This is a genomic window from Myxococcus sp. AB025B (assembly GCF_006518215.1).
Lineage (GTDB): Bacteria > Myxococcota > Myxococcia > Myxococcales > Myxococcaceae > Myxococcus > Myxococcus fulvus.
In genome coordinates this window covers 1-19,580 of sequence record NZ_SRLW01000058.1, presented here as the reverse complement: position 1 = coordinate 19,580, position 19,580 = coordinate 1, and the positions used below count along the sequence as shown (strand labels likewise).

General features: G+C 71.5%; 13 protein-coding genes and 1 pseudogene. 4 read left to right on the top strand and 10 right to left on the bottom strand.

Annotated features, from left to right (window positions below; translation table 11 throughout):
- Positions 1-93 precede the first annotated feature (93 nt).
- Positions 94-1,122 carry a recombinase RecA gene (recA, locus tag FL311_RS12330; protein WP_141325228.1) on the top strand — a complete coding sequence of 343 codons (1,029 nt, stop codon included), beginning with the start codon at positions 94-96 and terminating at the stop codon, positions 1,120-1,122.
- Here the strand turns inward: recA and FL311_RS12325 are convergent.
- From FL311_RS12325 to pssA, 4 genes are all read right to left on the bottom strand, one after another.
- Positions 1,119-1,628 (bottom strand): DUF1285 domain-containing protein, encoded by a 510-nt coding sequence (locus FL311_RS12325; RefSeq protein WP_141325227.1) that lies wholly within the window; start codon positions 1,626-1,628, stop codon positions 1,119-1,121. The two genes, recA and FL311_RS12325, sit on opposite strands and share 4 nt — an antisense overlap.
- A gap of 58 nt (positions 1,629-1,686) precedes the next feature.
- Positions 1,687-3,147 carry a hypothetical protein gene (locus FL311_RS12320; protein ID WP_141325226.1) on the bottom strand — a complete coding sequence of 487 codons (1,461 nt, stop codon included), beginning with the start codon at positions 3,145-3,147 and terminating at the stop codon, positions 1,687-1,689.
- Positions 3,144-4,406, bottom strand: coding sequence for a CinA family nicotinamide mononucleotide deamidase-related protein (locus FL311_RS12315; protein ID WP_141325225.1), 1,263 nt, complete (start codon positions 4,404-4,406; stop codon positions 3,144-3,146). The genes FL311_RS12320 and FL311_RS12315 overlap by 4 nt, the downstream gene beginning before the upstream one ends.
- 186 nt (positions 4,407-4,592) lie before the next feature.
- Positions 4,593-5,453 carry a CDP-diacylglycerol--serine O-phosphatidyltransferase gene (gene pssA / locus FL311_RS12310; RefSeq protein ID WP_141325224.1) on the bottom strand — a complete coding sequence of 287 codons (861 nt, stop codon included), beginning with the start codon at positions 5,451-5,453 and terminating at the stop codon, positions 4,593-4,595.
- Between the two features lie 123 nt (positions 5,454-5,576).
- On the opposite strand from pssA, the gene FL311_RS12305 reads away from it, so the two are divergent.
- Entirely contained in the window at positions 5,577-6,698 is a 1,122-nt protein-coding gene (locus tag FL311_RS12305) for an alpha/beta fold hydrolase (protein WP_141325223.1), read from the top strand.
- 19 nt (positions 6,699-6,717) lie between these two features.
- Here FL311_RS12305 and FL311_RS46095 read toward each other — a convergent pair whose 3' ends face one another.
- Positions 6,718-8,205, bottom strand: a complete 1,488-nt coding sequence (locus FL311_RS46095; RefSeq protein WP_305036148.1) for a hypothetical protein — start codon at positions 8,203-8,205, stop codon at positions 6,718-6,720.
- 450 nt (positions 8,206-8,655) lie between these two features.
- Between FL311_RS46095 and FL311_RS12295 the strand changes: the two genes are divergently transcribed.
- The gene (locus FL311_RS12295; RefSeq protein WP_002635502.1) at positions 8,656-8,925 is read left to right on the top strand and encodes an HU family DNA-binding protein; all 270 of its coding nucleotides are present in this window, start codon (positions 8,656-8,658) and stop codon (positions 8,923-8,925) included.
- 109 nt (positions 8,926-9,034) lie between these two features.
- On the opposite strand, the gene FL311_RS12290 is transcribed toward FL311_RS12295, so the two are convergent.
- Together FL311_RS12290 and ltaE are read right to left on the bottom strand one after the other, a co-directional pair.
- Positions 9,035-9,943, bottom strand: a complete 909-nt coding sequence (locus tag FL311_RS12290; protein ID WP_228556833.1) for a M23 family metallopeptidase — start codon at positions 9,941-9,943, stop codon at positions 9,035-9,037.
- Positions 9,944-10,332: 389 nt separating this feature from the next.
- Positions 10,333-11,358, bottom strand: a complete 1,026-nt coding sequence (gene ltaE, locus FL311_RS12285; protein WP_141325220.1) for a low-specificity L-threonine aldolase — start codon at positions 11,356-11,358, stop codon at positions 10,333-10,335.
- A 47-nt stretch (positions 11,359-11,405) separates the two neighbouring features.
- Between ltaE and nth the strand changes: the two genes are divergently transcribed.
- Positions 11,406-12,170: an endonuclease III gene (nth, locus tag FL311_RS12280; protein WP_228556832.1), complete on the top strand. Its 765-nt coding sequence runs from the start codon at positions 11,406-11,408 to the stop codon at positions 12,168-12,170.
- Here the strand turns inward: nth and def are convergent.
- From def to FL311_RS12265, 3 genes and pseudogenes are all read right to left on the bottom strand, one after another.
- A complete protein-coding gene (gene def / locus FL311_RS12275; RefSeq protein WP_141325218.1) occupies positions 12,130-12,657 on the bottom strand; it encodes a peptide deformylase in 528 nt (175 codons plus the stop codon). The genes nth and def overlap by 41 nt on opposite strands.
- A gap of 88 nt (positions 12,658-12,745) precedes the next feature.
- Complete coding sequence (locus tag FL311_RS12270; RefSeq protein ID WP_141325217.1) at positions 12,746-19,126, bottom strand: hypothetical protein; 6,381 nt, start codon at positions 19,124-19,126, stop codon at positions 12,746-12,748.
- Positions 19,127-19,141: 15 nt separating this feature from the next.
- Positions 19,142-19,580 (bottom strand): annotated as a pseudogene (locus tag FL311_RS12265) (primosomal protein N'); the annotation flags it as partial.

The window sequence follows — 19,580 nt, the reverse complement described above, 5'->3', positions numbered from 1 at the left end:
CCCGTTGCTCTCTCCCGCGCCGATGCGTCGGGCGTCCCGCTCCGGGGCGACAGGGCGCAGCACGGATTCAAGGACAGGGCGGCGAGGGAGTCGATGAGCAAGCTGACGGAGAAGCTGAAGGCAGTGGCGGCGGCGGTGGCGTCCATCGAGAAGCAGTTCGGACGTGGCTCGGTGATGACGTTGGGCGGGGACACGCAGGAGCACAAGGTCGCGGTGATTCCGTCCGGCTCGGTGGGGTTGGACCGGGCGCTCGGCGTGGGAGGCTATCCGCGGGGCCGCGTGGTGGAGGTGTTCGGCAACGAGTCGTCCGGCAAGACGACGCTCACGTTGCATGCGATTGCGCAGGTCCAGGCCGCAGGCGGCGTGGCGGCGTTCATCGACGCGGAGCATGCGCTCGACATCTCCTACGCGCGCAAGCTGGGGGTGCGGGTGGAGGAGTTGCTGGTGTCCCAGCCGGACACGGGTGAGCAGGCGCTGGAAATCACCGAGCAGCTCGTGCGCTCGGGAGCGGTGGACCTCATCATCGTGGACTCGGTGGCGGCGCTGGTGCCTCGCGCGGAAATCGAGGGTGAGATGGGCGACGCGCACATGGGCGTGCAGGCGCGGCTGATGAGCCAGGCCCTGCGCAAGCTCACGGGCGCGGTGAGCCGCTCGGGGTGCTGCATCGTCTTCATCAACCAGATTCGGATGAAGATTGGCGTGATGTTCGGCAACCCCGAGACCACCACCGGAGGGAACGCGCTGAAGTTCTACTCCTCGGTGCGCATGGAGATTCGGCGCACGGGCAACATCAAGGAGGGAGACGCCGTGGTGGGCTCGCGGGCCCGGGTGAAGGTGGTGAAGAACAAGCTGGCCCCGCCCTTCCAGGAGGCGGAGTTCGATTTGTTGTACGGCAGCGGCATCCACCGCGCCGGGGAGGTGCTGGACCTGGGCGTGGCCACGGGACTCATCGACAAGTCCGGCAGCCACTTCAGCCTCCGAGGCGAGCGCATCGGCCAGGGAAGGGAGCGCGCCGCGGAGTGGCTGCGTGAGCACTCCGACACGATGGAGGCGCTGGCCCGGGAGCTCGCGGGGACACCGCCGCTCCCCTGCCCCTCGCCCGCCGTGGAAGCCGCCGCCTAGACGGAGCCGCTCAGCGACTCCAGGGAGAGCGCCACCGGGTGCTGGCGCTCTCCGGCGCGCACCACCAGCCCGCCATCCGGGCCCGACTCCAACAGCGCCCCGAACTGGTACTGGCCATCTCGCGAGAAGCGCGCCTTGGCCCGGCCCTGCTTCACCCGACACGACAGGACGCCCGCGCCATCCACCTGGAGCGAGTCCAGCTCCAGGGCCTCGGCGGTGCGGTCACTCAAGCGGATGGACACACGTGCGTCCGGCGTGACGTCCACGGTCCGGACTTCGTACGCGGCGTCCTCGACCTGCACGTAGCACCAGTCCTGCCCGATGCGCAGTTGGTAGCGACCCTCGTCGTCCAGGATGAGAGAGGCGTTGAAGAGTTCGATGATTTTCGGGTGCTCGATGGGCTCGTCGTCATGCCACCAGCGCAGGGCGGCATCGAGGCGGATGCCGCTGTCCTCGCGAGTGTGCCAGCGCTTGCCGGCGGGGGGCTGTCCGGTGGGAGGTTGCATGGCTCTTCTCTATCTGCGCGCCCGGCCCGGGGGTTTCAACCCCTCGGGAGGCGGCGCCCTACCAGTTCCGGACAAGCTCCGTGTAGCCACGGAATGCCACCGCGCCCCAGAAGTTCACCAGCACGCCCAGCACCAACGTGCCCATCACCACGCGCTGGCGGAGCGACCAACCCCCGATGGCGAAGAGCAACAGGAGGTAGGGCGTGTAGTCGAGGCTGAAGCGGAAGCCGAACTGCATGTAGCCCGTGTTCTGGTAGAACAGACCGGGCAGCGCGCACACGGCCACGGTGAGCCACAAGGGCCAGTGCAGGCGAGGCCGCAGCTTCGGCACCAGCAGGAAGACGAGCAACGGCAGCGTCAGAAGCAGCGTGAGCCCGCGCGGGTCATACCCGAGCTTGAGCGGCGACAGCGACAGGGAGGGCCACTTGAGGAAGGCGGCCTCCAGGTTGCGCCCCAGGTATTCCCAGTGGAAGAGTCCCCACCGGTCGATGTCCACGTTGACGCGGTTGTTGAAGAGATACGCGTGGCCGAACTCGCTCAGGCGACCGAAGCGATACACGTTGTAGCCGGCGGCGAGCAGGCCCAGGGGCGCGGCCCCCAGTGCGAACAGGCCCACCTTCCTCGCGGCCTGCTTCCAGTGGCGCCCCAGCTCCTTGAGCTGCTGCAAGCGAGGCTCTGGGCCCGGACACAGGGCCTCCAACACGAAGAAGAGCCCCGCGAAGAACAGCGGCGTGCGCGTGAGCGTCGCCATGGAGAAGAACACGCCCGCCAGGACAGGACGGCGGGCCCGCAGCGCATTGCGCACATAGAGGCAGGTGAGGGCCACGCCCATGACCTCGGCGCTGAACCACACCTCGCCACGGATGGCGCAGTAGAAGAACAAGGTCCCGAAGGCGAGCGTCAGCGCGAGCACGACGTTCTCGTCGCGGGTGCGCGCCGTCTCGCCTTCCCGGGCGAGGAAGCGCAGCAACGAGTAGAACAGCGCCACCGCCAGCGCGCCGATGATGACGCCGAAGGAGGTGTCGTTGAACTGGTACCCGTGCAGCGCGACGAAGGGCAGCATCGCCACGGCGGGGAACGACGGGAAGCTCACGAACCAGCGGTCATCGGGCAGCGGCCGGCCCTCGCAGCGGACCTTCTGGCCATTCACCTGCCGCACACAGGCCCAGTCCTCCAGGTTCGGAAGCACCTGGGGGTCCACGTCCAGCCGCCCCTCCAGCCACCCCTGCGCCTGGTAGATGAAGTGCGGCGCGGCGCTCTGACGCAGGAAGCGCTGCGAGCTGAAGCTGGCGAGCACGACGAACGCCACCAGGAACAACAGCACCTCCACCCGGTAGGCCGCGAACCACACGCGAAGGACGGCGCCGAGCGTGCTTCCACTGCCCACGGGCCCAGCCACCCCTTCGGAAACGGCGGGAGCGGCGGGCTCCACGGGCGCGGTGGCGGCGGGCTCGACCGCGGGCGCGGCCTGGGGCTCGGGCATGGACGGCGCGGGGCGCCTGGACTTGGAGCGGCTCATGATTGGGCGGCGGTCAGCAGGTGCTGTCGCAGCATCTCCAGGGTGTGGGAGGCAGCGAAGAGGCGCACGCGCTCCCTGTCTCCGGAAAAGGACATGCGCTCGCACCGCGTGGCGAACCCCGGCCCCGCGAGCGCGCAGTACACGGTGCCCACCGGGTCATCGGGCGTCCCGCCTCCGGGCCCCGCATACCCCGTCACCGCCAGGCCGTATGTGGCACCGCAGGTGGCACGCACACCCTCGGCCATGGCCACGGCCGTCGGAGCGGAGACCGCGGTATGACGCTCGAGCACTTCGGTGGGGACGCCCACCCAGGCGGTCTTCATCTTCTCCGAGTAGACCACCGCGCCACCGATGAAGACGGTGCTCGAACCCGGCACCGCCGTCAGCCGCTGGGCGATGAGGCCTCCCGTGCAGCTCTCCGCCGTGGCCAGCGTGGCCCCGGCGCGCCCCAGCGCCGACAGCAGCGCGGGCGCGTACTCCTCGCCATCCGCGGCGAAGACATGCCGCCCCAGCACGCGACGACACTCGGCCTCCACAGCGGCCAAGGCCTGGTCGGCCTCGGCCTGCGTGGGCGCCTCCACCATCAGCTTGAGGTGATTCTCCGGCGCGTGCGTTCGGAAGCCGAACACCACCCTGGGGTGGCTGGGCGCCAGGGGCGCCACGGCCAGGTCCAGCTCGGACTCGGGGATGCCGACGGTGCGCAGCAGCCGGAAGGCCCGGAACAGACGGCCCGGCCTCGACTCCAGCTCCGCGCGGATGCGCGGCAGCACCTCGTTGTCCAGCAGGGCCCGGTATTCGCGCGGCACCCCGGGCAGGAAGAACAGGCGACAGCGCCCCAGCGTGAGCACGACGAGCGGCGCGGAGCCCGCGGGATTTCGCACCGGCTCGGAGCCACGGGGGATTCGCGCCATGCGCAGCGCGCTGGGATTGATGGGGATGCCCCGCGCCGCGTAGCGCTCGCGCAGCCACTCCAGGACCCGGGCGTCCTCCTCCAGCGGGACCCCGGCGGCGGCCGCGGCACACTCCAGGGTGAAGTCATCCGCCGTGGGGCCCAGCCCGCCGGAGACCACCACGACATCCGCTCGCGCCGCGGCCTCGAGCAGCGTCTGGGTGATGTCCGGTCGGACGTCCCCGACGAGCACCACCCGCTCCACCTTCACGCCCAGGTCGAAGAGCCGGGCCTCCAGGTAGGTGCTGTTCGTGTCCGTGATGAGGCCGGTGACCAGCTCGTCACCCGTGCACAGCAGTTCGACCCGCATGGGGCGCGCATCCTAGCGACAGGCGAGGGCCTCGGCACGGACGGATGCGTCTTCGGGCCCTGCCTTCCAGGCGGGAAGCCGGCCGGGTGTCTGGCAGCCTCCACCCGGGACCCGGCTGGCGAGCGGTCCGAGCGCCCCGGGGCGGGCCAGGCAGGACGTGCTGCCCGGCGGCGCGGGGGCTTCAGCTCAGAGGAAGGCGGGGCCGTTGCTGCGGGGACCTTCGCCGTCCTCGGACTCCTCGTCGTCGTCCTCGTCATCGATGACGCCAGCGACGGCCGCGGAGCCCGCGGCGAGCTTGCGCGCGGCCAGGTGCGTGCGCACCTGCACCGCGGACTCCACCAACCCGAGCGCGAGGTAGGCGCCACAGCAGGCCACCAGCAACCAGGCGGGATGATACTGCGTCGCGATGGCCACACCGGCGGCCACCATCAACATGAACACGGCCGCGCTCTTCCGGTTGGGACGGGTGTCCTTGAAGGTGCGGTAGCGCACCGTCGACACCATGAGCAGCGACAGGCCCGCCACCGCCACCGCCACCGGGACGTAGGCCGACTCGCGCAGAGACTCCCCCTGCGAGGCCACGTGATGGGAGATGATGACCGAGACGAGCATGCCCGCGGCGATCGGGATGGGCAGGCCCACGAAGAAGCTACCGCCCCCCCCGTGGGGATTGCGCGCCGCCAGCACGTTGAAGCGCGCCAGCCGCAGCGCGCCGCACGCGGCGAACGCGAACGAGATGAACAGCCCCGCGAAGCCCAGGGGCGCCAGCGCCCACTTGTAGACCAGCAGCGCGGGAGCCGCCCCGAAGGAGACGACGTCCGCCAGACTGTCCAGCTGGACGCCGAAGTCGCTCTGCGTCTTGGTCAACCGGGCGACGCGGCCGTCGAACCCGTCGAAGAACATCGCGAAGAAGATGGCCAACGCGGCCTGGTAGAGGTGGACCGGCTCCGCCTCGCCCGCGCACAGCGTGATGGCATAGAAGCCACAGAAGATGGACGTGACAGTGAAGAGGTTCGGCAGCACGAACATCAGTTTCCGTAACTTCATCGATCCCTCGACTTCCTCTGATGCCCATGAGTTCCTGGCAGCAGGACGGCCGGAGAACGAACCTTAGCAGGGTTTTATTCGAGGAACCGTCAGACCCAGGGGTCGGCAAGGAGAGCAGGCGCGATGGGAGACGGGCGCTGGGTCGTGTGGGTGCTGGTCGCTGGCCTCGTCGTGGTGCTGGGGAATGTCCTCTGGGTGGCGCTGGTCCGGCGGTGGTACCGTCTACGCACGCCCCTTCCCCAGGCCTTCAAGGCACGGTGCGCGGACGGGTGGGAGGTGGCGGTCCATGTCCGGCGCGCGCCGGTGAGGCGCTTCGAGGAGCCGGTGCTCCTGTGCCATGGGCTGGCGGCCAACCGGTTCACGTTCGACTTCGAGCCCCCCTACTCCGTGGCCCACTACCTGGCCGAAGCGGGCTTCGACTGCTTCAGCGTGGAGTGGCGGGGCACCGGGCACTCACGCCTGCCACCGCGAGGGCGGCGGTACACCGACTTCACCATCGACGACCACATCCTGCAGGACGGGCCCGCGCTGCTGGAGCTGGCGCTGAAGCAGACGGGCGCGAAGCGGGCGTTCTGGCTGGGGCACTCGCTGGGCGGGCTCGTCGGTTATGGGCTGGCCCAGGGGCCGGAGGGCGAAAAGCTCGCGGGGCTGCTCACGCTCGGCGCGCCCGTACACTTCAAGTCCGAGCCGTTCCTGCGCACGCTCATCTCGCTCGGCGTGCGCGCCGCGTGGCCGGCCCGCTTCCGACAGGAGTGGATGAGCGCGAGCCTGGCGCCGTTCCTGGGCTACGTGACGCTGCCCCTGTCCGACCTGGTGGTGAATCCGCTGCACATCCCTCCGCGCATCCAGCGGCAGGTGTACGCGAACATGATGTCGTCGATGAGCCGCAAGGTGCTGCTCCAGTTCCAGGACTGGATCGAGCACGATGCGTTCCGCTCGTTCGACCGCACCCGCGACTGGCGCGCGGGCATCGCCGGGCTCCAGCTGCCCATCCTCGTCATGGGCGGAAGCGCGGACCGGCTCGCCACCGCGGAGAACGTGGAGAGCCAGTTCGCCCTCGTCACCGCGCCGGACCGCACCCTCCACGTCTTCGGCAAGGACCGCGGCGACGCGATGGACTACGGCCACGGAGACCTCGTGTTCGGCAAGGGCGCTCCCACGGAGGTCTATCCCGTCATCCGCGAGTGGCTCGAGAAGCATGCCACGCCGCTCGGCTCCGCCGCCGCGCCCCCGCCGCCCACCTGAGCCGCCGCGTGCCCCCCGCTCAGCGCGGCCCCGGGGCGGGCTCGACCGTTCGCTTCACGCAAGACAGCTCGGTGCCACGCGAGTCCTCGCTGTCCACACGTCCCAGATGGATTCGCGTGGCCCCGGAGCACTCGGCCCCGACGAGGCCCTGGCCGCTCTTTCTCGAGCGGAGGACATCCACGCGGAGGACACCGTCGCCCATGGCCGACAGCGCCGTCCTCGCGCTGTCGCGCACCTCCACGCTCCGGGCATCGAGCGTCGCGAGCGTGTCCGCGAGCAACGCGGCCTGACCACAGCGTTCGAGGTCCGCGTCACGCAGCGCCACGCGTGCGTTCTGCGTCGCCAGCACGCAGGCGCCCGAGGCGCCCCGCACCACCACGCCCTCCACGTCCGCGACGACCTGGCGCAGGTGCAGGGCGTCACCCGTGATGCCGTCCGACGAGTGCACGCGCGACACGATGGCATCTCGCAGCCGCAGGCGACCGCCCACCGCGAGCACCCCATACTCCTCCGCGGTCTCCACACGCAGCCGCCGCACCTCCACCTGCGAGCCCGTGAGCTGGAGCGCGCCGTGGCTGCCGCTGTCCCGCACCACCACGTCCTGCAACACCACGTTTCGCGAGGCGACCACGGCGAGCCCCGCGCGCCCGGCGCCCACGGACTGGAAGCCGCGGACCTCGAGCCGAGGAGACTGCACGACGGAGAGCGCGAGCTCGTGGCCCGCCACACTCACCTCCCGCAGCACCAGCGTGCCCTCCACCACCGAGAACGCCGCGCCTGTTCCCGCCTGGGCCGACGAGCGCCGCACCTCGGCGTGGCCGCCATCCATCCCCAGGGCCGACACCGCGCCCGAGACGACCACCTCCTCCAACAAGGCGGAGGCCTGCGCGCCGCGAACGCGCACGGCCCGGCGGAAGGGGCCCGTGAAATGGATGTCCCGGAGGCGCGTGGCCCTCGGTGACACGGGCGCCACCGCGGCCTCCGGCGGGGCCTCCAGAACCACGCCCACGGTCTCCGGCATGCTCGCCTCGAAGCGCGAGGACTCGGCGTCGAATCGGCCGGCGCGGACCTGGACGCCGCCTCGACGCTGCCCGGTGAAGGACACCTTCTCCGCGCGCACCTGCCGGCCACGCGTCACCTCCACCCCCCAGGCCCCGCCTCGGATGGACAGGTTGCGAAGGAGCGTCACGCCCTGCTCGGCAACGAGGGGGTGAGCCGAGTCCGCGGCGCTTCGTGCTTCCGGGCTCGGCGCGTCGAGGACCGGGGGCTGGACCTTCTGCTCGGTTCCCTCGGCTCGCAGCACCACGGCCTCCGGGCCCTCCGCCACCAGCACCGTGGCGGGCCCCTCGCCCTCCAGCCGGACGCCCTCGGGCAAGGTGAAGCTCCCCCGGTACTCCCCCGCCGCCAGGTGCACCGTCGCCACCCCTGGCCGCCCCAGGGCCTCGGCCAGGGACGACCACGGTCTCTCGCGCGTGCCGTCCCCTGGCCCCGGGGTCGTACCGTCCACCCAGAGCTCCGTCCGCCCGGACTCCGGCCTGGAGACGACCGCGGGCGCCTGGGCCGAGGGGCCCGGACTCCGGCAGGCGCCCAGCGCCAGGATCACGACGGTCGGAAACGTTCGGAAACGCACGAGAGCCAGCAGCCTACCCCATTCCGGCCCCGCCCCGCCCGGGCGCGATCAGCCACACACGCCAAACGATCGGAATCTCAAAGACTTTCTTCCAATCACGATCAGCCAGAATGCTTTTGGCGTGTGATTTCCGCGCGGTGTGTCGGTGGCTCCGACGTGGATTTCCCACTCTGTCTACGCCCGGTGTTTCACCGAGCCAACTTTTCGTCCGGAGGCCGATTTTCCGGCCTCGGAACGCGGTCAGCATTGACAGGGAAAAGAACGATTTGTTACCACCGGTTGGCTTTCGCGCATTCAAGGCCAGACAACGCAGGACGGAGGGGCGTAATGACCAAGGCAGAGCTCGTCGAGGTGGTGGCGGCGCAGACACGTCTCACCAAGAAGTCGGCGGCGCAGATCCTCGACATCGTCTTCACGAACATCGGCAAGGCCGTGAAGAAGGATGCGCGCTTCAGCTACCCCGGCTTCGGCACGTGGTCCGTGCGCTCCCGCAAGGCGCGCAAGATCCGCAACCCCCAGACGAACGAGATGATGAAGCTCAAGGCGTCGAAGACCATCGGCTTCCGCCCGGCCAAGGAGCTCAAGAACTCGCTGTGAGCTGACGCCACCCCGGTCCAGCCCGCGGAGTCCCCGGGACTCGCGCTGGGCCGGGCTCCTCCTCAGGGGCGCTGCCTTCGTGGGTGGCGCCCCTGATGCGTTGCGGGCCTCAAGAGCCCGTCGCGCCGCGGGCCACGGGCGGCGCGCGAGGGTGCTCGTCACCGGCGTCCTCGAGCGCGTCCAGCGGGTCCACCACCTCGCCGTCCTTCCACAGCTCGAAGTGCAGGTGCACGCCCGTGGCCAGCCCCGTCTCGCCCGCGAGCCCCACCGCGTGGCCCGGGTCCAGTATCTCGCCGGGCTCCACCAGCACGCGGGACAGGTGGCTGTAGCGGGTGAGCCAGCGTCCCTCGTGCTGGACCTCCACCTGGAGGCCATGGTCGCCGTTCCAGCCCGCTCGCAGCACCACGCCCTTCGCGGCGGTGTAGATGATCTGCCCCTGCTTCGCCGCCAGGTCCACGCCGAGGTGACGGCGCTGCTCGCCCCGGATGGGGTGCCAGCGCTGACCGAAGACGCTGGTGATGGTGACCGGGTCCACGGGCCAGACCAGCCGGGGCAGGCCGTCCGCGTTCTCCGGGTGCTCGAGCCGGCGCAGCTCCGCCATGCGGACCGCGAGCCGTCCCACCCTCAACACCACCGCCTCGGCGAGCGCACCCGGCATGTCGCCGTACGTCCTGCCGTCCTGCTCCAGCTCGGTCTCCAGGACGCTTCGGGCCTTCGCCACGTCGCGGGCGTCCGTGCGCTCCAGGGCGCGCTCCAGGAAGGCGTCGAGGACGCCGTTCATCACCTCCCAGCCCTGCACCTGTGCCAGCGGCATCGGGCCGCCCCGGGCCACCTTGCGGCGATGGGCGCGGGCCCGCTCCGCGAAGGTGGAGAGGGCGCCCTGCAGCGCCTCGGAGGGCTCCGGCGAGGCCATGCGCGAGAGCGTCCGCGCGGGGACAGGCTGGGGCTCGCGGGGAGCGACCGGGGCGGGCTCGGTGTCGACGTACTCCGAGGTGTCGTAGACCTCGTCAAAGCTCATCTTCTGCTCCGACCGGGTCGAGGAGCAGGCACAGAGACCGAGGAAGGCGAGGAGGGGCAGTCGACGCACGGCCCGGCGAGCGTACCACGCCCCTGCCGCGCGGCATGCCCACCCCGCCCCCGGCGCGGCAGGCAAGGGAGCTCGGCCGAGGGGCGAGAGGGGCCTGGCCTGAGCCCGCGGTGGACGCAGGCAATCGCCTTGTCGATGCCGGTGGCGGACGTGCTCCCCGGTGTCACCCCACGGCACAGCTCGCGCCGCCGGGCGCGGCTCGCACGACTTCAGCGTGCGACGTGCGCACGCCGTGGCCTTATCTCGAGGCCCGTGGCGGACACATTCGCAAGGTGCGGCCCTCCACGGTTCAGCTCGCGCCGCCGGGCGCGGCTCGCGCGCTACATCAGCGCGCGACGCACACGCGCCACGGCCTCGTCGATGTCCGCGGAGGACACATCCAGGTGCGTCACCAGGCGCACCGTGTGGGGGCCGCCCGCGGGGTTCGTCAGCACGCCTTGGGTGCGCAGCAGCGGCACCATCTCCCGGGCCGGACGCACGAACTCGGCGAAGACCATGTTCGTCTCCACCCGCTTCACGTCCACCTTCACGCCCGGCACCTCCGCGAGCCCCGTCGCGAGGCGACGCGCGTTCGCGTGGTCCTCCGCGAGCCGCTCCACGTGATGCTCCAACGCGTACAGCGCCGCGGCCGCGAGGATGCCCGCCTGACGCATGCCGCCTCCCAACCGCTTGCGCAGCCGGCGCGCCTCGCGGATGAGGTCCGCGCGTCCCACCAACGCCGAGCCCACCGGCGCTCCCAACCCCTTCGAGAAGCACACCGCCGTCGTGTCCGTCAGCCTCGCCCATGACGACGCGGGGACCCCCGCCGCCACCTCCGCGTTGAACAACCGCGCGCCATCCAGGTGCACCGCCAGCCCCGCGTCACGCGCCACCTTCACCACCTGGGCGAAGCGCTCCACAGACCACACCGCGCCACCGCCCCGGTTGTGCGTGTTCTCCAGCGACAACAACCGCGTGCGCGGATTGTGGATGTTGTCCTCGCGCACCGCCGCCGCCACCACCTCCGGCGTCAACACACCCCACTCGCCCGGCAAAGGCTGCGGCTGTACGCCCCACAGCGCCGCAACCGCGCCGCCCTCGTAGTGCAGGATGTGACTGCCCGCCTCGGTCAGCACCTCGTCCCCCTGACGGCAGTGCGCGCCGATGGCCAGCTGGTTGGCCTGCGTGCCGGAGGGCACGAACAGCGCCGCCTCCAGACCGAGCCGCTCGGCCACCTTCGCCTCCAGGCGCAGCACCGTGGGGTCCTCGCCATAGACGTCGTCGCCGACCTCCGCCTCGGCGATGGCTCGCCGCATCGCCGCGGTGGGCTTCGTGACGGTGTCGGAGCGAAAGTCGATGGGCTTCATGGTTCTCCCGAGAGTGGACACAGCCGGTGCTTGGGGACCCGGCAAGGGTGACATACAACGGCCGCGTGCCCGGACGTGAGACAGCGGCGGCGAAGCGCGAGCGCGCGGTGAAGGTCATGGAGCGACTGGAAGCCTCCATGCCCGACGCTCGCATCGAACTGGACTACCAATCCCCCCTGCAGTTGCTCGTGGCGGTGATGCTGTCCGCCCAATGCACCGACAAGCGCGTCAACATGGTGACGCCCGCCCTCTTCCAACACTTCCCCGACGCCCAGGCGTACGCCCAGGCCAAACCGACCGACGTGGAGCCGTTCATCCGCACCTGCGGCCTGTACCGCGCCAAGGCGAAGAACATCGTCGCGGCGGCGAAAATCCTCGCCGAGAAACACGGCGGCAAGGTGCCACTCGAGCGTGACACGCTGGCGGAGCTCCCCGGCGTGGGCCGCAAGACGGCGGGCGTGGTGTGCATCCACCTGGGTGGCGACAACGCCTTCCCCGTGGACACGCACGTCAAGCGGCTCGCGTACCGGCTCGGCTTCACCCTCCAGGAGGCCCCCGACAAGGTGGAGGCCGACATGCAGGCCGTCCTGCCCCCGGAGCGCTGGATGATGGGTCACCAGCTCCTGGTGTGGCACGGACGACGCACGTGCTTCGCCCGCTCGCCCGAGTGCGCCCGCTGCGTCGTGGCGGAGCTGTGCCCGAAGAAGGGCGTCGATGCGCGCGCGGCGGGGTCGGAGAAGTCCCCGGCCCCGGCTCGCGTGAAGAAGACGGCTACCGCGAAGCGCCCAGCTCGTTCTCGCGCGAAGCCTTGAGGCGCTTCATCCGCTTGCGGATGAACTCGCGCTTCAGCGTGGAGACGTGGTCCACGAACACCGTGCCGTTCAGGTGGTCCGTCTCGTGCTGCACGGCGATGGCGAGCAGCTCGTCACAGCGCAGCGTCTGCTCGTTGCCGTCCAGGTCCAGGTACTTCACCGTGACGACGGCGGCGCGGTCCACGTCCTCCGACTCACCGGGGATGGAGAGGCAACCCTCGGTGTAGGTCGTCTCGCCCTCCAGGGTGATGATTTCGGGGTTGATCATCGCCAGGGGCTTGGACTCGGGCTGGCGGGGCGTGGTGTCCAGGACGATGACGCGCTGGAGCACGCCCACCTGCGGCGCGGCGAGCCCCACGCCGTCGGCGGCGTACATCGTCTCGAACATGTCCTTCACCAGCGCGCGGACGGAGTCGTCCACCTTCGTCACCGGCTTGGCCTTCTGCTTCAGGATGGGGTCGGGCCAGATGAGGATTTCACGAACCATGCGGGCCGTCTTAACGCCCCCCGCGCGGACGGGCAACCCCGCCCCGGCCGCCGCCCGCCCTTCCCTCGCGCAGGACGTCCACCCCACGTCAGTCGAGCAGGCTCCGTGCATACTCGGCGCGCAGTCGGTCATCCCCCAGGGCCTGGGCCGCCTCGGACAACACGCTGCGAATCTGCTGCGCGCGGTGCTGGAGGGCCGGGTCCGGATGACCCGCGAAGCGCAGGGGGTGGAACTCGGCGGTGAGCAGCTCGAAGGCCCGCTTGACCTCCTCGCCGCCCGCCGTGCGCGCCAGCCCCAGCACGGTGAAGTAGTCCGCGTCTTGAATCTCCTCGAACTTCGACTCCAGCCGGCGCACGTCCAGCTCGGGAGGCAGCTCGTCGGAGTCCTCGGAGCTCGCGGGCTGGAGGGTGATGAGGCCCAGCGTCCTCGCCACCGAGAGGGCCTTCAGCGCCGAGTCCTGGGGCAGCCCCGCCCCGAGCAGCAGCGCCTCCAGCGTGTGCTCGCCGTCCACCTGGGAGAGCAGCTGCAGGTCCCTGGCGGGCAGGCCGAAGTCGTCGGGCGCGAGGTGCAGGTCGCCACGGGTGACGCGGGCGCGCAGGCTGCCGGCGGCCTCGAGCAGGGACTCGGCGGTCAGCGTGTTGCGCAGGGACTCGGCCAGGAGGAACAGGGGCGGCCGGGTGGCGGCGGCGAGCGCCACCTCGTGTGGCACCGGCTCCTGGACCAGGCGGTACAGCGTGGAGGGCTCGGAGAGGGCGTCGAGGAAGACCTGCTCCGTGTAGCGCTGGACCAGGGGCACGGACTCGGACTCGCGCAGATAGCCGCGTCCCCGGAGCGCGTCGAGCAGCGCGCCGGTGGTGGCGCTGCGCACCAGCCGCAGCTCGCCTTCCTGCCGCGCGTCGATGAGGCCATCCGCGCGGGCGCGGTCGATGAGCGACTCACCGGGAGCCGATGAGACGGCGCCCACGAGCAGGCCGTCTCGCAGCCACAGCACGCGCAGCGCGTTCATCACCTTCAGCTCCAGGCGCACCTCCATGCGCGCCTCGCAGAGCCGGAGCACCAGTCGGGCGAGGCCTTCCTGTGTGACGCTGCCGCTGCGCGAGACCGCGAGCTCCGGACGTCCTGGAGGAGCCTCCAGGGGGAGCAGCGCCGCTCGGGCCTGCGCGGCGGCCTCCTCGGCCTCGCGACGTCCCCGCTCCTCGAGCTCCAGTCGCTCCTGCTCGGCGCGGACGCGCTCCTCCGCGGCGTCCTTCTCCAGGCGGGCCTTCTCCTCGCGCAGCGCCTCCAGGGCCGCGCGGGCCTCCTCGTACTCCGTGCGCAGGCGCGCGAGCTCCGCGTCCGTCTGCTCGAGCTGTCCCTGAAGCTGGGTGGCGCGGGCCTCGGCGGCGCTCAGCGCCTGGGCCTGTTCCTCGATGCGCGTCTCCACGGCGGCGCGCTGACGGGCTTCCGCCTCCAGGCGCACCTCCAGGGCGGTGCGGTGACGGCCCTCCGTCTTGGCTCGCGCCTCCGCGTCGACCAGGGCCTGCTCCGCCTTTCGGGCGCGGGCCTCGGCGTCCGCGCGGACCTCGGCCTCGGCGGCGGCTCGCGCGTCCGCCTCCGCTCGCTGACGGGCTTCTGCTTCCGCTCGCGTCTCCGCGACGACTCGCTGCTTCGCGTCCGTGTCCGCTCGGGCCTCGGCTTCGGCGCGCTGACGGGCCTCCGACTCGGCGAGCGCCTGGGCCTGCTTCGCCTGGGATTCGGTTTCCTCGCGCCGCTTCGCCTCGGCTTCGATGCGGGCCTCGGCCTCCTCGCGCAGCTCCACCTCGAACGCGGCCTCGGCTTCGGCGTCCTCGCGCCGCTTCACCTCGGCTTCGATTCGGGCCTCGAGCTCCGCGCGCTGTCTTGCCTCGGCCTCCGCTCTCGCTTCGGCTTCCTGGCGCTGCTTCGCTTCGGACTCGGCTCGCGCCTCCGCGTCCTTGCGCTGCGACTCCTCAATCTCCGCGCGGGCCTCGGCTTCCTTGCGCTGCTTCTCCTCGACCTTGGCGCGAGCCTCCGCGTCCTTGCGCTGCGACTCCTCAATCTCCGCGCGGGCCTCGGCTTCCTTGCGCTGCTTCTCCTCGGCCTTGGCACGCGCTTCGAGTTCCTTGCGCTGCTTCTCCTCGGCCTTGGCTAGGGCTTCGAGTTCCTTGCGCTGCTTCTCCTCGGCCTTGGCTAGGGCTTCGAGTTCCTTGCGCTGCTTCTCCTCGGCCTTGGCGCGAGCCTCGAGTTCCTTGCGCTGCTTCGCTTCGGATTCGGCTCTCGCTTCCGCCTCTTCACGGCGCTTCGCTTCAGCCTCGGCGCGTGCGGCGGCTTCCTCGCGCTGCTTCTCCTCGAACTCCGCTCGCGCTTCGGCTTCCTCGCGCGCCTTGGCTTCCGCTTCCGCTCGGGCTTCGGCCTCTTCACGAAGCTTCGTCTCGGCCTCGACCTTCGCTTCGGCTTCGGCGCGAGCTTGCGCCTGGGCTTCGGCCCGGGCCTCCGCCTCTTCGCGCGACTGGGCCTCCCGCGCGAAGCGCTCTCGTGCCTCGGACGAGGCTTGGGTCTCCAGTTGCGTGAGCGCCTGGACCTCGGCCCTGGCGCGCGCCTCCGCCTCCTGGCGCGCCTTGGCTTCCGCTTCCGCTCGCGCCTCGGCTTCGCTCCTCGCTCGCGCCTCCAGCTCCGCCTGGGCTTCCGCTTCCGCGCGAGCTCTCGACTCCGCCCTCGCTCGAGAATCCGATTCGAGCCGGGCCGCGTCCGCCACCTCCGCCCGGGCCTCGGCCTCTGCTCGGGCCAGGGCCTCCGCGCCCGCCCTCGCCTCCGCTTCGACGAGCGCCACTTCCGCAGACTTCACTCGTGCCTCGAGCGCCTGCCTCGCACGGACCTCCGCCTCGGCTCGCGCCTCCGCGTCGACACGGCCCGCGGCCTCGTCCTCGAGGCGGAGTTCGACCTCCTTCATCGCCTGCGCCGACGCGGCCTCTCGCGTTCCAGACTCCGCGAGCTTCGCCTCCAGCTCCACGAGCCGGGCCTGCGCCTCCGCCCGGGCGAGCGACTCACGGTCAGCGCGCTCCTGCGCATCATCCCGGGCGATGAGCGCCTCGCGGACCTCCGCCTCCGCGCGCGCCAGGGCCTCGGCCGACTGCTTCGCCTGCTCGCGCGCCTCCGACGTCGAGGTCTCCAACAACGCGCGCAGCTCGATGAAGTCCTGCTCTCGCGACTCGATGCGTCCGAGCGTCGCCTTCGCGGCCTCGTCCACGGAGGCCCGCGCGCGCGCCTCGGCTTCCGCGAGCGCCTCCGCCTCCACCAGCCGCGCCTGGAGCTTCGCGAGCTCCGTGCGCAGGGTCTCCGCCTCCGAGCCACTGCGCACGCCCTGCTCGGACTCACGCTGGCGAACCAGCTCCAGCTCGGCCTCGAGCTCCCGCCGCGCACGCGCCTCCCGCGCGAGCGCCGCCGCGTTCTCGTCTTCTCTCGCTCGGGCTTCCTGGAACTGCTGGTCCACCTCCGCCAGCAACGTCGCGTCGCCAGAGCGCTCCTCCTCGAGGACCTCGAGCCGCGTCTGGAGCGCTTGGAGCTGCTCCGTCTGTCGGTCTCGCGCGGTCTCCGCGTCCACGCGCAGCGCGGCTTCGCGGTCCAGGATGGTGCGCAGGGACTCGCTCAGCTCGCGCGCCTCCTGGGCCTGTCGCCCGGTCTCCTGGCGAAGCGCGCGCTCCTCATCCAACGCGGCCTTCAGCGCGTGGACCCGCTCGTGCGCTTCCTCCAACTGGCGCTCGAACTCCTCCCAGCGCGCGCGCAGGGTCGGGTCATCCACGGTGCTCGCCGGCACCGCTTCCGTGGTCTGCTCCGGCGCCGCTCCCACGGAGGGCTCGTTCGGCCCGGGCTCGTCGGGCGAGGCGGCCCTCGCGGTCGCATCCGGAGACTCCGTGTCGGCGTCGAACCACCCCTCGCTCGCGGAGGGCTGCGTCGAAGCAGGCAGCTCGGGCTCCGCGTCGAACCAACCGGAGGAGTCCTCGGGCTCTTCGGGAGACTCGACGGCCCGCGCGTCCACATCCGCTCCCGACGCGGTGGGGTCGGAGGGCTCGACCGTGTCGGCCCAGCCCGCGGCGACGTCCGCCATCGAGGTGTCGGCGTTGGCTCCCGCCGTTCCCCAGCTCACCGCCACGTCGGATGCCGGGGCGTCCGCCCTGGCACGGGTCCAATCGTCGTCGTCCCCCGGCTCCGACTCTCCGAGGGCAGAGGGTGGAGTCGTGGACTCGGCCGACTCCAGTGCATCACCGGAGGGCTCCGGATGCGCTGCTTCCGTCGTGCCCTCTCGAGTGTCGGGGGCGGGCGCCTCCGGGTCGCTGCCGCTCGAGGCCGTGACCTCCGGAGGCGACTGCTTCTCGTCGGACTCGGAGTCGAACCAGTCCTCGCCCACCTGGCGGTCGTTGGCGGACTCGGGGGGCGTGCTCGCGGAGTCTTCGTCCTCGGCGCGGACCTTGGCTTGGAGGTCTGCCTCCAACACGTCCCAGGGCGAGGCAGGCAAGGCCTCTTCTTCTTCGCCTGGCGCTTCGGCGGAGGACTCGGTTGAAGGTGCATCCACGCTCGCGTCGACGTGCGCGGGCAGGGTCGGTTCATCCGACGTCGTGAAGCCCTTCGCGGCGTTCTCGACCTCGGGGTCGGGCGGAAGCTCGGTCCAGGCAGACGCGTCGACCGGCTCGGGTACGCGTTGCTCGGCATCACGCATCGCGGCCAGCTCCGCCTCGGCCGCCGAGAGCGCATCGCCTTGTGGCGCGGGAGCGTCGACGTCGAAGAAGCCCTCCTCACCGAGCTGGGGCAACTGGGCCACGGGCCGAGTGGCGACAGAGACGGGCTCCTCCGTCCAGGCGAGCTTGCCCACCGGCAACGGGGCTTCGCCCCCTCCCGAGGACGCGGCGGACCACTCCGCGGACACGCCTCCCGTGTCAGAACCACTCACGCCATACAGCACGGTCGCTGGACCACCTGCGGCGCCACTCGTACTCCCGGCGTCCGGCGCGGGAGGCCCGAAGCCAGCCGAGAACGTGTCGTCTCCCGCGCCCTCCCCCATCGCGGCGGGGCCCGGAGGCACTCCGTACGCCGTGTCGGTTCCCTCCGCGAGAGGAGCATCCGCGCCGTCGGCATGTTGCGCGTCAGCGGGGGACGTCGTGGCTGCCGTGAAGTGGGCCTCCGCGGACTGGGACGACGTGGCATCGAACGCCCCCTGTTCCGCGGGCTCGCTCGTCCACTCGTCGCCGATGGACGCGTCGTCAGCGCCCTCGCCCAGGAGGTCGCCGCGCTCGTCGGTGACGGCTCCCGTCCACGGCGCGTCGCCGTACGCGCGGGTGTCTCTTCCGACACGAGCCACGCCCGGCGGTGTTCCCCATGCATCGGCGCCGTAGTCATCCGACGCCTCTCCCTGCTCGGGAGCGACACCCGCCCAATCCGTGCCGTCGTTCGTGCTCACGGAGTCCAGGCCCGGTGCGGTGCCGTGCTCCGGAGTCCCCTCCGTCACTCCATCGCCACCGTAGGCGTCCGCGCCCGAAGGCGTGCCCTGTTCCGCCGCGTCGTCGAACCAGGTCCGCGGACCGTGGGCTGCTTCCGGATTCGAAGCGGGGGCCGTTTCCTGCTCGGTCCATTCAGCGTTCTCCGTCGCCGGAGCCTCGCCCTCCCACGACGGTACATCCGCCTGGGGCCCCGGGGCGCCATCGCCCGGAACCGCGGACTCTCCCTCGCCCCGGAACACCTCGTCCGCGGGCAGCGCGCTCTCGTCGAACGCCCCCTCCCCCGCCACCGCCGCGCCCCAGTCCTCACCGCCTCCGGCCAACGCGGTCTGCGCCGAGGCCAGCACCGCGGCCTCCTCCTCCTGCTGCACCTTCTCCAGCGTCGACTGCACGTCGAGCGGCGCGCGCCGGGATTGCTCCTCGTGCTCGCTGCGCTCCTCGCGCGTCATCGCCGCCAGCTCCCAGTCCGTCTGGTGCAGCGGCGCCAGGTCGCCGAACAGCGCGTTCGCCAGCGTCGGGTCCCCCCCCACCGCGGACCCGGGCGCCGTGGCGTGCCACGTCTCCGCGTCCTCCGCCCCCTTCGCCTCGGGCATCCCCGGCAGGCTCCGGTTCTCCAGCACATGCCACGCGTCCGCCGCCGACGGCGCGCGGATGAGCGAGTCCACCAGCTCCACGAAGCTCGTCCCATCCAACGGCAGCGGCGCCACCGGCGCGCTGAACCCCGCGATGGGCTCACCCAACAACAGCACCCGGGCCACCTTGCCGTCCGGATGCTGGAGCAGCTCCTCCAGCACCAGCCGCCCCCGGCCGCTCTCCACGCCAGGAGCCAGCACGAGGAGCGCCGGCAGGTGATGCCCGTAGGCGATGAGCGCATCCGCGGCGGAGGTCGCGAGGATGACCTCGTGCCCCTCACGGGTGAGCAGACGCCGCACTGCGGCGATGGTGGCGATGTCGTCGTGGACGAGGAGGACCGGTGCGCCCATGGGGGGGCACCGAGTCTACAGCATGGCCCCCGGATCCACGTCGAGGACGACCTTCACCGCGGAAGGAACGTCGGCCAGGGCCGTCTCCACCCTGGCGAGCAGCGGGGCGAGCGCCACATGTGTCGGCCCCTTCAAGAGCAGCTGCCAGCGCGTCTTCCCCCGGATTCTGGCGATGGGCGCCACCGCCGGCCCCAACAGCCGCACCCCCGCCGACGCCGGGGGCATGTTCCGGGAGACGAGGTTGCCCAGGTGCCGGGCCACGCTGGCCACCTGCTCCGGGTGCTCCCCCTCCAGTCGAATCGAGGCCATGCGCGCGAAGGGCGGGTACGCCAACGCCTTGCGCCACTCCAGCTCCTGCTGGGCGAACCCGTCGAAGTCGTGCGCCAGCACCCGCTTCACCGGCTCCGCGTCCGGGTTGTAGGTCTGCACCAGCACCCGCCCCGGGTCCTTGCCC

What these genes read in the sequence shown, in the direction of transcription:
- def (WP_141325218.1), bottom strand. Translation starts at nt 12,657, where the DNA reads ATGGTTCGTGAAATCCTCATCTGGCCCGACCCCATCCTGAAGCAGAAG.
- recA (WP_141325228.1), top strand. Translation starts at nt 94, where the DNA reads ATGAGCAAGCTGACGGAGAAGCTGAAGGCAGTGGCGGCGGCGGTGGCG.
- ltaE (WP_141325220.1), bottom strand. Translation starts at nt 11,358, where the DNA reads ATGAAGCCCATCGACTTTCGCTCCGACACCGTCACGAAGCCCACCGCG.
- FL311_RS12315 (WP_141325225.1), bottom strand. Translation starts at nt 4,406, where the DNA reads ATGCGGGTCGAACTGCTGTGCACGGGTGACGAGCTGGTCACCGGCCTC.
- FL311_RS12305 (WP_141325223.1), top strand. Translation starts at nt 5,577, where the DNA reads ATGGGAGACGGGCGCTGGGTCGTGTGGGTGCTGGTCGCTGGCCTCGTC.
- FL311_RS12295 (WP_002635502.1), top strand. Translation starts at nt 8,656, where the DNA reads ATGACCAAGGCAGAGCTCGTCGAGGTGGTGGCGGCGCAGACACGTCTC.
- FL311_RS12270 (WP_141325217.1), bottom strand. Translation starts at nt 19,126, where the DNA reads ATGGGCGCACCGGTCCTCCTCGTCCACGACGACATCGCCACCATCGCC.
- FL311_RS12320 (WP_141325226.1), bottom strand. Translation starts at nt 3,147, where the DNA reads ATGAGCCGCTCCAAGTCCAGGCGCCCCGCGCCGTCCATGCCCGAGCCC.
- FL311_RS12325 (WP_141325227.1), bottom strand. Translation starts at nt 1,628, where the DNA reads ATGCAACCTCCCACCGGACAGCCCCCCGCCGGCAAGCGCTGGCACACT.
- FL311_RS12290 (WP_228556833.1), bottom strand. Translation starts at nt 9,943, where the DNA reads ATGAGCTTTGACGAGGTCTACGACACCTCGGAGTACGTCGACACCGAG.
- pssA (WP_141325224.1), bottom strand. Translation starts at nt 5,453, where the DNA reads ATGAAGTTACGGAAACTGATGTTCGTGCTGCCGAACCTCTTCACTGTC.